Annotated in this window: 12 protein-coding genes; 2 read left to right on the top strand and 10 right to left on the bottom strand. The window is 67.3% G+C overall.

Features of this window, described 5'->3' with window-relative positions; genetic code table 11:
• Window positions 1-17: 17 nt before the first annotated feature.
• From ACTXPP_RS12035 to ACTXPP_RS12000, 8 genes are all read right to left on the bottom strand, one after another.
• Entirely contained in the window at window positions 18-1,145 is a 1,128-nt protein-coding gene (locus ACTXPP_RS12035) for a helix-turn-helix transcriptional regulator (protein WP_443342331.1), read from the bottom strand.
• Window positions 1,142-2,224 carry a helix-turn-helix transcriptional regulator gene (locus ACTXPP_RS12030; RefSeq protein ID WP_301496017.1) on the bottom strand — a complete coding sequence of 361 codons (1,083 nt, stop codon included), beginning with the start codon at window positions 2,222-2,224 and terminating at the stop codon, window positions 1,142-1,144. Before ACTXPP_RS12030 ends, ACTXPP_RS12035 begins: the two co-directional genes overlap by 4 nt.
• Window positions 2,221-3,627, bottom strand: coding sequence for a Pup--protein ligase (pafA, locus tag ACTXPP_RS12025; protein ID WP_443342363.1), 1,407 nt, complete (start codon window positions 3,625-3,627; stop codon window positions 2,221-2,223). The genes ACTXPP_RS12030 and pafA overlap by 4 nt, the downstream gene beginning before the upstream one ends.
• A 35-nt stretch (window positions 3,628-3,662) precedes the next feature.
• Window positions 3,663-3,866 carry a ubiquitin-like protein Pup gene (locus tag ACTXPP_RS12020; RefSeq protein ID WP_443342329.1) on the bottom strand — a complete coding sequence of 68 codons (204 nt, stop codon included), beginning with the start codon at window positions 3,864-3,866 and terminating at the stop codon, window positions 3,663-3,665.
• An 81-nt stretch (window positions 3,867-3,947) separates the two neighbouring features.
• Window positions 3,948-5,471 carry a depupylase/deamidase Dop gene (gene dop, locus ACTXPP_RS12015; RefSeq protein WP_443342326.1) on the bottom strand — a complete coding sequence of 508 codons (1,524 nt, stop codon included), beginning with the start codon at window positions 5,469-5,471 and terminating at the stop codon, window positions 3,948-3,950.
• A complete protein-coding gene (arc, locus tag ACTXPP_RS12010; protein ID WP_443342324.1) occupies window positions 5,468-7,138 on the bottom strand; it encodes a proteasome ATPase in 1,671 nt (556 codons plus the stop codon). Before arc ends, dop begins: the two co-directional genes overlap by 4 nt.
• A gap of 75 nt (window positions 7,139-7,213) precedes the next feature.
• On the bottom strand, window positions 7,214-8,050 hold the full coding sequence (locus ACTXPP_RS12005; RefSeq protein ID WP_301494681.1) for a tRNA (adenine-N1)-methyltransferase: 837 nt from the start codon (window positions 8,048-8,050) through the stop codon (window positions 7,214-7,216).
• Window positions 8,051-8,111: 61 nt separating this feature from the next.
• Window positions 8,112-10,136 carry a thioredoxin domain-containing protein gene (locus ACTXPP_RS12000; protein WP_443342322.1) on the bottom strand — a complete coding sequence of 675 codons (2,025 nt, stop codon included), beginning with the start codon at window positions 10,134-10,136 and terminating at the stop codon, window positions 8,112-8,114.
• 78 nt (window positions 10,137-10,214) lie between these two features.
• Between ACTXPP_RS12000 and ACTXPP_RS11995 the strand changes: the two genes are divergently transcribed.
• Both ACTXPP_RS11995 and ACTXPP_RS11990 read left to right on the top strand, forming a co-directional pair.
• Complete coding sequence (locus ACTXPP_RS11995) at window positions 10,215-11,657, top strand: FAD-binding oxidoreductase (protein ID WP_443342320.1); 1,443 nt, start codon at window positions 10,215-10,217, stop codon at window positions 11,655-11,657.
• A gap of 14 nt (window positions 11,658-11,671) precedes the next feature.
• Window positions 11,672-12,517, top strand: coding sequence for a RecB family exonuclease (locus ACTXPP_RS11990; RefSeq protein ID WP_443342360.1), 846 nt, complete (start codon window positions 11,672-11,674; stop codon window positions 12,515-12,517).
• Between the two features lie 193 nt (window positions 12,518-12,710).
• Here the strand turns inward: ACTXPP_RS11990 and relB are convergent, their stop codons facing one another.
• A complete protein-coding gene (gene relB / locus ACTXPP_RS11985) occupies window positions 12,711-12,926 on the bottom strand; it encodes a type II toxin-antitoxin system RelB family antitoxin (RefSeq protein WP_301520170.1) in 216 nt (71 codons plus the stop codon).
• A gap of 90 nt (window positions 12,927-13,016) precedes the next feature.
• Window positions 13,017-13,172: DUF1266 domain-containing protein (locus ACTXPP_RS11980; RefSeq protein WP_443342358.1), on the bottom strand; the 156-nt coding region annotated here is incomplete at its 5' end.

Here is a 13,172-nt window from a genome sequence, read left to right as displayed (position 1 = left end):
TCAGTCTCGGGCTTAGACTACGCCAGTCGGGCGTATGCCTCCACCGCAGCGGCGGCCCGGAGGGTCACACGGTGAGCAAGATCACGTCCGACGCCTTCATTCTCGACGTTCCCGTCAGCGCCGTCAGCGCCGACAGTGCTGACGATGCGCTCGATGTACGGGCTGTAGCCGAGCACGAAACGCTCCAGCCACTCCCCGGTATCGGGGATACTGACCCGCAACGCGACCTCATCTCCGGCCTCTCCGGCGTCTGAGTCTTCTTCGACCTGCCACATCGGCAGGTACTCGAACATCCACCCGGCATCCGGGCGGAGCACGAGGTCGGCCCACTGCTGACTCTCGTGGTCGAAACCGAAGGGATCGGCGTCGTCCAACGGCCGGGACAGCACACTGGGGGCTTTCCGGTCGAGCACCTCCACCTCCGACATCCGGGACAGGTGGAAGCACCGTTGGTCGGCGTCCTCGCCTTCCCTGGCCCACAGGTAGCCCGACCCGTTGATGAAGTCCACCTGGTCCGGCACCAGTTCGCGTCGACGTACCGAATCGGATGACACCGAAACGTAGGTCAGTGCCACCCACCGCCGCTCAGCGACGCCCTCGCGCAGGGCTGCCGCGGTCGCAGCGACTCCGGAACCGACATACTGGCTGCTCTGGTGGCCGGCGTGCTCGGCACCGACGGTGCCGCTGGGCGAGGTGTACTCGTCGGGGACGAAGTTGTCCCTGCGGTCCCGACGCTCACGCTGGAGGCGACGCAATGCTCCCATCGCCGCCCGCAGATTCTCCGCGGCCTCCCCGTCGAGCACGCTGCCCATCCGCTCCAAGGACAGGATCAGGGTGTTCGCCTCGGCATCGGTCAACGCCGGCGGGCGTCCCACACCCTGGTTCCGGGGCACCTCCACCGGGGACAGGACGTTCGGGGCCGCGGTGATCATGACATGATCATCCGGGTGATAGTCCGGCACCCCGGAGTCGCCGAGTTTCACCAGCTCGTGGCGCAACTGCGGGACCGGAACACCGAACATGTCCATCGCCCGGACCAGCGTGGGGTGTGGGGCGGACTGAATCCAGGCCAGTAGCGACAGCGCCCGACGGACCTGCCAGACGGTGTAGTTCTTCGAGCTCTTCTTCGGGACGGTCGCGTTCACGGTGTCTCCTTCGGGAAATCCGAGAATGTGTCCCGGGCCGTGGTCAACTGTTCCACCACATCGGCGACCAGGTCCGGCGGGGAGAGAACCAGGGCGTCCGGGGCGTACTCGCAGGCCTTGCGCAACAGTTCCGCACGGCTGATCGGCCCGATGGTGCGCACCGTACCCTCCGGGTGCGACTCCTCGGCCCCGGTGGCCAGGGCACGCAGCTCCTGAGCGCCACCGCCCGCGTCCCGGAACAGCACCCGTGCGGTCACCACACCGGACGACATCTGGAGCCCCTCGGTGACCAGCTCACTGCCGGGACGGTCCGGGGCCGGGTGCCGGATGATGTCCGTGCCGACCTCCAGGTCGGCGATGCGGGAGAGTCGGAAGGTCCGTTGGGCACCCCGGTCACGGTCATGACCGGTCACGTACAGGTTCGCACCGACCGCAGCGACAGCCCAGGGGTCCAGGCGGCGCTGTCTCGGCTCCGCGGTCCGGGCCGGCCAGTAGTTGAATGTCAGGGAGAGGTTCCGGTCCAGGGCCTTGACCAGTGTGTTGATGTCATCGTTGCCGAGGTCCTGGGCGTCCGACACGCGTCCCGACATGTCCGGGGCATCCGCGTACGGGCCGACGGCCTTATCCGGGGCATCCACAGCCAGTTTCGTCAACGCGGCCTGGACCACCGGCACCAGGGAGGCATTCGGGACCCAGTTCGCGGCTGCTGCCAGGACGTTCCACTGGCCGGAGGTCAGATCGAGCTCCGCAAGGTCGCTGACCTCAGGGTCGATCACGTAATGCTCCTCGGGTTCGCCGTTCGCATCCGTGCGGGAGAGGTTCTCCACCTCGATGCCGATGCTGCTGAGCAACTGACGGTCGCGGTCGAACTGGCGGCGGGCCGACGCCCACTTCCTCTCCACCTCGGCACCCGGCAGTCCGGTCAGTGGCGGCAGGTACCCGTGCACGTGGGCCATGACCCAGCTGGCCGAACGGGCGGTACCCCGCAGTGCCAGGACCAGGTTGATGATCCGACTGGCCGCAGGATCCCAGTACGGTTGCATCGCCCGGTTACGGTGCTGGGGTCCCGCCGGGCTCATGCCCGATCACCGGCCAGGATGTCCAGCAGGGTCTGTAGACCTTCGGCCTCCGGGATGAAGGGGTCGGGCAGGACGAGCTCGGCGCCGCCCTCCCCGTTGACCTTCAGCCGGGTCCAGTCCACGGTGGTCTGCCGACTGCTCTTCTCCGCGGCAGCGAGGAACCGTCCCCGAACGGCTGCACGGGTGGTACGCGGTGCGTTCTCGGCGGCGTCCTCGATGGCGACCCGGTCGACGATCGTCGCTGCCTGGCCACGGCGGGCCAGCAGGTGGAACAGGCCGCGGTCAGGGTTGATGTCGTGGTAGGTCAGGTCGATCTGTGCCAGCCGCGGGTCGGTGATGTCCAGGGAGCCACGTTCGGCCACACGGTCGATGAGCTTCTTCTTGATCACCCAGTCGATCTCGGTGTCCACCGGCGAGAAGTCGCCGGTTTCGAAGCAGTCGAGGACCCGACCCCACAGCTCGACCACCGGGGCAAGCTCGGAGTTGGGGGTTCCGGTACCCAGTTCGCCGTCCTCCGGTCGCCGCGCCAACCAGGACTCCGCCGCGGAATGGAAGGCCCGCTGGATCTGCAGCGGGGTCGCCTCTCCCCCGCCCCGCAGGCCCATCGGCGTGGTGCCGGTGAAGTCGCGGGAGATCTCCCGGATCGAGCGGATCTCATTGGACAGCTCGAAATCGGGCAGGTCCACGCCCGCCTCGATCATCTCCAGCACCAGCAGTGCGGAGCCGACCTTCAGTGCGGTGGTGGTCTCAGACATATTCGAGTCACCGACGATGATGTGCAGCCGGCGGAACCGGGAGGAGTCACCGTGCGGCTCATCACGGGTGTTGATGATCGGACGCGACCTGGTCGTGGCCGATGACACCCCCTCCCACACATGGTCGGCACGCTGGGACAGGCAGTAGCCCGGCCCGAAGTTCTCGTTCGGTGCACCTGAGGTCGGCACACTGATCTTCCCAGCACCGCAGATCAACTGGCGGGTCACCAGGAACGGCAGCAGTTGGGCCGACAGGCCCTTCAGGGACATGTCCCGGCCGACCAGGTAGTTCTCGTGGCAACCGTAGGAGTTGCCGATCGAGTCCGTGTTGTTCTTCAGCAGGTAGACCTTACCGCCGATGTCGCGCTGTCCCAGCGCCGCCTCGCAGTCCTCGGCGAGCCGGTGGAAGATCAGGTCGCCGGCCCGGTCGTGGGCCAGCAGCTGGTGCAGCGAGTCGCACTCGGCGGTGGCGTACTCCGGGTGTGCGCCGACGTCCAGGTACACCCGGGAGGCGTTGTGCCAGTAGACGTTGCTGCTGCGGTACTTCTCCACCACCGGTGCGAACAGGTGGCGTGCCACCTCATCCGGGCCCAGTCGCCGGTGACTGTCGAGCACGCTGGTGATGCCGAACTCGGTCTCCAGGCCCATGATCCGGCGGGTGTACACGGACTCGGCGGACGTGACTACTGCCCGCCCTTCTGCACGTAGGACTTCACGAACTCCTCGGCATTGGACTCCAGCAGACCGTCGATCTCGTCGAGGAGGTCGTCGGTGCCGCTGACCTTCAGCTGCTCCTGGCCGGTGGCGGCGGCATCGCCGCCGGTGGTCTCGTCATCCGACGGGCCACGGCCACCGTGCACCTGGTTCTGTCCTGATCCTCCGGCCACGATTATCCACCCTCTCTGTGCACCATCTGTGCACCTGTTTACGAGTCACCCCGGTGGGGTGACTGATACTTCCTAAGGTTATCAGTCGAGACAGGCCACGGAGCCGGGGATTGTCTCGCCGATCACCCGGACCAGCCCCGCAGCGTCGGAGACGTCCGCCAGGGCGCCCTCCAACTCCTCGGCGGTGCCGGTGGCCGGGTCTGGAAGCCACACCCGGGTGGCCCCGACCGACTCACCGGGGGTGTCCAGGATCAGCGTGTCCCAGTTCGCCGCCAACAGCTCGTCGGAGAACCGGCGGGCGACCTCGCCACGCAGCCACGCCCGGGTGTCCCGGGGTGCTGAAGCGACGGCGTCGGCGACCGCCTCGGCCGGCACCAGGGTGCGCATCCGTCCCTTGCGGACCAGCGCGTGGTACAGACCCTTGGCCGGGTCGATGTCGTGGTACTGGATGTCCACCACCGCCAGAGTGGGATGGTCCCAGTCCAGGCCACGGGCCCGGTAGGCGTTCATCAGCGCCAGCTTGGCGGTCCAGTCCAGCCGGTCGGCGGTCGACGACGGATCGCGTTCCAGGTCGTCGAGGATGGTCTCCCACATCTCCAGCACCATGTCGTCGTAGGCCCCGCGTTCGGACTCCGGGACGGCCTCGATGACACGGCGACGGATCTCCCGTTGGATCTGGACCGCAGTGAGCTCCTTGTTGCCGTAGAGACGCAGCGGGGTGGAGCAGTCCAGGTCCCGGGAGACGGTCTTCACCGACTCCACCGGCTCATACAGTGCCAGGTCGGAGAAGTCCGCCCCGGCGCCGACGGCGTCCAAGACCAGTGCGGTGGTGCCGATCTTGAGGAAGGTGGCGAACTCGGAGAGGTTCGCGTCCCCGATGATCACGTGCAGGCGGGCCCAGTCCGAGCCGGCGTGCGGCTCATCGCGGGTGTTGATGATGCCCCGGTTCAGCGTGGTCTCCAGCGACACCGTGGTCTCGATGTAGTCGGCACGCTGGCTGATCTGGAAACCCTGCTCCTGGCCGGCCTCACCGAGGCCGATGCGTCCGGCACCGGTGTAGACCTGGCGCGTGACGAAGTGCGGGATCAATGCGGCCTGGATCGCCTCGGCCTCGTAGGTACGGGGGTACAGGTAGTTCTCGTGGGCCCCGTAGGACGCCCCTTTGCCGTCGACGTTGTTCTTGTGGATCGTCAGCGTGGGCTGGTCCTCCACTTGCCCGGCCGCCTGGGCGGCAGTGTGCATGACCAGTTCACCGGCCTTGTCCCAGATCACCGCGTCCCAGGCGTTGGTGGTCTCCGGCGAGGAGTATTCCGGGTGTGCATGGTCGACGTAGAACCGGGCACCGGAGGTGGTGACCAGGTTCGCCGCACCCAGGGCATTCGGGTCGATCACCGGGGCGGTGCGGTAGCGACGCAGGTCGAAACCGCGGACGTCGCGCAACGGGGACTCCGCCTCGTAGTCCCATCGGGTCCGCCGGTTGACTCCCAGCCCGGTAGTCGCCGCATAGGCGATGACGGCCTGGGTGGAGGTCTCGATCGGGCTGGCGTAGGGGTCCTCCGGGGCGAAGATGCCGAACTCGGTCTCGGTGCCGATCAGCCGCTTCACGGTGCCAGCTCCTCTGCAGTGCCGGCGGTGCCGGTCTGGCCGAACTCATCGGCCTGGTCCGCCATGCTGATCTCGACGACCCGGCGGGAGGAGTGCCCGGAGATCCGGGCCCACTCGGCCGGGTTGGTGGTGTCGGGCAGGTCGTCGTTGTCCCGGCACTCCTCGGCCACGGCGGCGTCGGCGTGGGCTGTGGTGATGCCTTCGCCTTCGCCACGCAGCACGTCCTTGATGGCCAGCTTCTTGATCCGGTCGACGATATTCGCCAACATCGCGCCGGAGGCGAAGTCGCGGTAGTACAGGTCGGAACTGGTGCCGTCGGCGAAGTGCAGCGTGAGGTACGGGCGCTCGTCGGAGTAGAGGTTGTCGATGATCCGGGTACGCAGCACCTCGGCCGCTGCCCCGGTGGAGCCGCTCTCGGCGACCAGTGCGGGAGACAGCGGGACCTCGGCGGTGAGGTACTTCTCCAGGATATCGCCGGCGGCGGCCCGGTCGGGACGCTCCACCCGGATCTTGACGTCCAGACGTCCCGGACGCAGGATCGCCGGGTCGATGAGCTCCTCACGGTTGGACGCACCGATGACGATGACGTTGCGCAACCCCTCCACACCGTCGATCTCGGCGAGCAGCTGCGGCACCACGGTGGACTCCACGTCCGAGGACACACCGGTGCCACGGGTGCGGAAGATGGCCTCCATCTCGTCGAAGAAGATGATCACCGGCTGGCCGGCGGAGGCGATCTTGCGGGCGCGCTCGAAGATCAGCCTGATCTGACGCTCGGTCTCACCGACGAACTTGTTCAGCAGCTCCGGGCCCTTAATGTTCAGGAAGTAGGACTTCGCGTCCGGGCGTCCGGTCTCGGCGGTGATCTTCTTCGACAGCGAGGACGCCACCGCCTTGGCGATCAGCGTCTTACCGCAGCCGGGCGGGCCGTAGAGCAGCACACCCTTCGGCGGCAGCAGGCCGTAGTCGCGGTAGAGCTCCGGGTGCAGGAAGGGCAGCTCGACGGCGTCGTGCAGCTGCTCGATCTGACTCTCCAGACCACCGATGTCGGTGTAGGCGACATCCGGCACCTCCTCGAGCACCAGGTCCTCGACCTCGGCGCGGGAGATGACCTCGAAGGCGTAGCCGGCCTTGCGGTCGACGACCACGCTGTCGCCCGGGCCGACCTGCTGGGCGGCGAGCACGTCGGTGAGCGCACCGGCGCACTTCATCAGGGTCTCCTCGCCGAGTTTGTCGGCGACGACGATGCGGTCGGAGCCGACCACCTCCACCACGGTGGCGATGTCACCGGAGTCGGCGTAGCCGCAGACCTCGACGACCTGCTGGCCCTCCCCCAGCCGCACCAGGGTGCCGGGAGTGAGCTCGCCACGTCCCACCCGGGGGCTGACGGCCAGACGCATCCGGCGACCGGCGGTGAAGACCTCGGCGGTCCACCCCTCGGTGGCGGTCTCGGAATCAAGCAGAGTGCCGTAGGTGCTGGGCGGCTCTGCCAGGGCGTCGAGCCGCAGGTTGAGCTCGTCGAGCTTGTCCCGGCTGGCCTTGAGCATCTCGGTGAGCTTGGCGTTGCGGGTGCCCAGGGTGCGGTTGGCCAGTTGCAGCTGCCGGTACGACTCCGGGCCAGAGTCGACCGGGGCAGTCGGTCCGTTGTGTGTGGTGTGCTGCGTCATAGACCACCACTCTACATCCGGGTCAAGGTAGCCTATCCGTCTGCCCGGGAATTCCCTGGAGCGGGTGTACCGTCACTACTTCCGCGCGCGACGCTGGGGCTTCGGTGCGACGGTGCCGTCGGCCAGACGACGGGCCCAGACCAGGAAGGCGGTGTGGGCGTTCATCCGGTGCTCCGGACGGGTAGCCAACCCCTCGACCTTCCACTCGCGCACCAGGGACTCCCACGCCTTGGGCTCGGTGAAGCAGCCCAGCTCACGGATGCCCTCCATCACCTTCATCAGCTGAGGGACGGTCGCCACGTAGGTCATGAACACTCCGCCCGGGATCAGCAGGTCCCGGACAGTCTCCAAACACTCCCAGGGGGCCAGCATGTCCAGGATGACGCGGTCGACCGGGCCATCGGTGTCCTCGACGGTGACGTCGTTGAGATCACCCAGGCGCAACGACCAGTTCGCCGGGTCCTCCCCCATGTACTCGTTGACGTTGTCGCGGGCGTAGTCCAGGTGATCCTCACGGATCTCGTAGGAGATGACCTGGCCCTCGTGACCGACAGCGCGCAGCAGGGTCATCGACAGGGCACCGGAACCGGCCCCGGCCTCCAGGACCTTCGCGCCGGGGAAGATGTCGCCCTCGACGAGGATCTGGGCGGCGTCCTTCGGGTAGATCACCGCAGCACCGCGCGGCATGGAGAGCACGTGGTCGACGAGCAGGTGGCGGAAGCACAGGTACTCGCCGCCGACGTGGGAGACCACCACGGTGCCCTCGTGCTGGCCGATGATGTCGTCGTGCTTGATCTCGCCCTTGTGGGTGAAGTAGCTGCCCCCGGTCTCCAGGGTGATGGTGTAGTGCCGTCGCTTGGCGTCGGTGAGCTGCACCCGGTCGCCGGGCTGGAACGGGCCGGAGTATGCCACGGGGTTCCCCTTTCAGTGGAATGTCAACCGGGCAACTGTACCAACTCCGCCGACGGTAGAGTCAGTCCAGTGCTTCGGCGATCTGGCACACCCCGTCCCGGCACACCTGGGACACCGGCCCGTCCGGTGTCTGCCCCAGCAGCCGGGCACCGTCCTCGGCACGCAGGATCAGTGCGGAGGTTCCCAGGCTGGCACGCAGTGCGGCGGTTTGTGCGTCGCTGGCCTCCCGGGTGGTGGCCTGTACCGGGCCGGCGAGGTGGGACTGCAGGGCGCACAACCAACCACCGGCGCCGACGAGGTGCCGCTCGACGACCTTTGTGTGGGTGTCGAGGATACGGCGGGCCTCGGCCCTCCACCGACCACCGACGGTACGGATGTCAGCGTCCTCCATGGCGGTGGCCAGGCCGCCGGCATAGCTGAGGGCCTCGGCGAGCACTCCGACGGCGGCAGGGGTGGCGCCGTCGTAGGGGTCGCGGGGACGCACGCCCGTGGCGGCGACCGGGGTTGCTGCGTCGTACCAGCGGCCCGGGGCGTCGGTGGCGAAGGTGACCTGGATGTGCCGGACGAGTTCGGAGATCCGGGCCAGGTGGTGCTCTGCACCGGTGTGCTCGACGGCACGGACCAGGGCCAGCAGCAGCCAGGCGCAGTCCTCCAGCCCGGCCGGGGCGTCTGGGGTGCCGGTGCACCGCCGGACGGCGAGGACGGTGCCCTCCTCGTCGCGGTCCACGGCGTGGGCCCACAGGGCATCGACGGTCGCGGCACCCTGTGCATCGCCGAGTTCGCTGAGCGCGACCGAGGTCATGGCATTCCAGGCGGTCACGACCTTGGTGTCGACGGCTGGTTGGGGACGTTCCGCCCGCAGCCCGGCCAGTGCGGCACGGGTGTTCTCGGTGAGGGCCCCAGTTTCCGGGTCGGTATCGGGATCGCCGTCTCGGGCGGTGAGGATCCGACGGCCGTCGAGGTCGGACTCCCCTGCCAGTCCGAAGCGTCCGAGTTCCTCCGGGGTCCAGGTGTAGGTGTAGCCCTCGACGCGGTGAGCACCGTTCTCTTCTCCATCATCGACAACGGTGTCGGCGTCGAGGCCGCTGGCGTAGAGGTCACCGACGCGCAGGCGGGTGTCCAGGAAGCTGCGGGTCATCTCCAGGGCATTGGCCGCGGCAGTGTCCTCCGGTCGGCACACGGTGTAGGCCGCCAGGGCGCGCAGCAGCAGCGCGTTGTCGTAGAGGGTCTTCTCGAAGTGCGGCACCGTCCAGTCCTCGTCCACGCAGTAGCGGTGGAAACCACCCTCGACGTGGTCGAAGAGCCCACCGGTGAGGATCGAACGCCAGGTACGGGCCGCAATGTCGAGGACCTCTCCGGCCGCCTCCCCGGAAGGGGTGTTCTCCGCCCAGCGCACCAGGCCCAGCAAGGCGGCGGTCGGCGGGAACTTCGGGGCTCCGGTGAACCCGCCGGTGGGCTGTTCCGAGGCGCGCATGCGTTGGACGATGCGGGTGGGCAGCTCGGCGGTCGCCTGCTGGGTCATGGATCCGGTGGTATCGGTGGCACTGCTCTCGTCCAGGTCCGACTCGGCACTGCCGGCGAGGGCGTCGTTGAGTTTGTCGGTCAACTCGTCGATCTTGCCGCGGTCGGTCGTCCAGGTGCGGTGCACCGCATCGATCACCTGGGAGAAGGAGGGACGCCCCGGCTGCGGTTCGGGACGAGGGGTCGCCGGGAAGTAGGTGTCGGCGAAGAAGGGACGCCCATCCGCATCGGCGAAGACCGTCATTGGCCACCCACCCTGGCCGCTCAGTGCGATGGTGGCCTGCATGTAGTAGGCGTCGACATCGGGGTGCTGTTCACGGTCGACCTTGATCGGCACGGTCGTCTCGTTGACCACCGCGGCCACGGCCGGGTCCTCGAAGCTCTCCTCGGCCATGACGTGGCACCAGTGGCAGGTGGAGTATCCGATGGAGATGAACACAGGGACGTCGCGGCGACGCGCCTCGGCGAAGGCCTCGGGGCCCCAGGGCCACCAGTCCACCGGGTTGTCCGCATGGGCGGTGAGGTATGGCGAGCTGGTTCCGGCGAGACGACTGTTCGACTTCATGGCCCCCACGGTAGTGGCAATCAGGACACGGCATCACTCGAGATCGACACGCACCCGACACCCACTAGAATGGCGCACATGGCCACCACCGATTCCCCGTCACCGACCGCACATCCTGACCAGCAGAACTTTCCGGACTCCCCGGACCTGCACGACCTGCAGGCCCAACTGGACGGCTCCTTGAGCACCGACCCGGACGTCCTGGCGTCCTTCTCCACCGATGAATCGGTGTACCGCCCCGAGGGTGCGGCCCTCGCCCTGGTGCGGGCGACCTCGGTCGACGACGTCGTGCACACCATGCGTTTCGCCCACACCCACGGCATCCCGGTGGTGCCGCAGGGGGCGCGTTCCGGGCTGGCCGGTGGAGCATGCGCGATCGCCGGGGCGATCCTGCTGTCGCTGCGTTCCATGGACCGCATCCTCGAGATCGACGCCGACACCATGACCGCCACGGTCGAACCCGGGGTGATCAACCAGGATCTGAAGGACGCTCTGAAGGCACATGGGTTGGCCTACCCGCCGGATCCCGGCTCAGTGGCGATGTGCACCATCGGCGGCAACATCGCCACCAACGCCGGTGGCATGTGCTGCGTGAAGTACGGGGTGACCCGCGAATACGTCCGCGAGATCAAGGTGGTGCTCGCCGACGGTACGCTCACTACACTGGGGCACCGCACCATCAAGGGGGTGGCCGGACTGGACCTGGTGGGTCTGCTCACCGGCTCCGAGGGCACCCTCGGGGTCATCGTGGGCGTCACCGTGAAGCTGGTCCCGGCCGGGCCAGCCCCGCTGAGCGCCCTGGCGACGTTCCCGACCGTCCGGGCAGCCACGGAGACGGTCACCGCCTACATGGCCACCGGTGCCACCCCGTCGATGCTGGAGATGATGGACGGTATGACCATCGGCATGATCAGCGAGATCGGTGACTTCGGGTTGGACGCCTCGGTCGGCGCGGTGCTGATCATGCAGTCCGACTCGGTGACCGCCGCGGCCGACACCGAGGCCTTCGCCGCCGTCGCCGAAGAGCACGGGGCAGCGGACGTCGCCTTCGCCGACAACCCCACCGACTCCGATCTGCTGGTCGCCGCCCGCCGGTCGGTACAGGTCGCCAATGAGCACTACACCCGCTCCCACGGCGGTGGGCAGATGATCGAGGATGTCTGCGTTCCCCGCAACCAGCTCGCCGATTTCTGCAGCGGGGTCGAGGACATTCGCGACACCACCGGTGCGACGGTCGCCCTGGTCGCCCACGCCGGAGACGGCAACACCCACCCCTCGGTCTTCTACGACCTCTCCGACGATGCCTCCGTCGGCGCAGGCATGGATGCTTTCGACCAGATCATGGCCCTGGGGTTGTCCCTGGGTGGGACGATCACCGGTGAGCACGGGGTGGGCGTGATCAAGGCCGAGTGGCTTGCCAAGGAGTTGGATGAGGGCAACCGTCGACTGCACCGCGAGATCAAGAACGCCGTTGACCCGACCGGGATCCTCAACCCGGGCAAGATGCTGGAGCACCTGTGACCTCTGCTGCTGACATCCCTGCATCTCCGGCACAGTCTGCACAGTCGGCACCGTCGCGACGGCGCCCGTTGGCGCTGTCACCCTCCCGGGTCGGTGACTACCGGCAGTGCCCACTGCTCTACCGGCTGCGGGCCATCGACCGGCTGGAGGAACCCAGCACCCTGGCACAGGTCAAGGGCACCTTGGTGCACTCGGTGCTGGAGGAACTCCACGGACTGCCGCGGGAGGAGCGTACCTACCCGGTCGCGGTGAAGATGCTCAAGCCGCACTGGGTGGCGATGACGGAGAAGGACGACCAACTCAACGAGCTGGTGCCCGAGTCCGACTACATGGACTTCCTGGTGGCCTCCCGTGACCTGGTCAAGGGCTACTTCATGATGGAGAACCCGGCCGGTTTCGACGCCGACTCGGTCGAGAAGTTCGTGGACACCACCCTGCCGAACGGGGTGCCGGTGCGCGGCTTCATCGACCGGGTGGACGTCGCGGCATCCGGCGCCGTCCGGGTGGTCGACTACAAGACCGGTAAGAAACCCATCCCACGGTTCTCGGCGCAGGCCATGTTCCAGATGCGCTTCTACGCGCTGGTGTGGTGGCGGCTCTTCGACCACATTCCCGAGCAGCTCCGGCTGATGTACCTCAAGGTGCAGGACGACTTGGTGCTCTCCCCCACCCCGTCCGAACTCAACTACGTGGAGAAGGACCTGGGCCGGATCTGGTCGCAGATCGGCAATGACGCCCGGTCCGGCAACTTCGCCCCGAAGACCTCGAAGCTGTGCGGCTGGTGCTCCTTCCAGACGATGTGCCCGGCCTTCAACGGGACCCCGCCGGAGTACCCGGGGGTGCCGGCCGAGTTCGCGTGAGCTGGAGTCAATAGACGCTGGACCGGTGTCCGAGTGCAACGGCGACGATGATGATCTCTTCCTCGCGGATCAGCGAGGCCACACACCTCATCCAGGTAGGTTTTGATTCTCTTGAGAACCTGCCGGTCGAGTTTGCGTGCCGTACGGTCGAACTCAGGTGTGGTTTCAAGCCCCCATATCCTCCCCCGTTGGTTCACAACCCCAGTTCCTCCCACAGCTCTTCAGCAGGACGGGAGGGCTTCCCGGACTTCTCCCATTTCCGGACGGCCTCGTCCTGCCAGTAGGCCTTCTCGATCTCGTCGAGGTACGTGTGCACCGCCTGGCGTACGTAGAAGCTCTTGGGTCGACCGGTCCTGTTGGCCAGTGCCTCCAGTCGTGCTTCTTCTTCTGCAGAGAATCGGATGGACATAGGCATGGTCGCTACCTCCTGTATCACATGTATCGCACCAGGTTAATCGACCTCGGTCTTCCGTGCAAGAGCCTTGCGGATACTCCGCTGTTACTTCAGCGGCGTGGTGGCCCACGGGGATTCAGGGTGGTTCAGCGAGATCTCCATGCCACCGACGTACTCGAAAGAACCCTCGTCGATCAACCCGGTCCACTGGGTGCGTCCCACAATGAATCCGTCGGCGTGCTCACGCCAGGAGCTGTAAAC

Source organism: Candidatus Corynebacterium faecigallinarum (assembly GCF_052264515.1).
GTDB lineage: Bacteria > Actinomycetota > Actinomycetes > Mycobacteriales > Mycobacteriaceae > Corynebacterium > Corynebacterium faecigallinarum.
The sequence above is the reverse complement of the archived record's forward strand: the minus strand, read 5'-3'. Positions and strand labels throughout refer to the sequence as shown.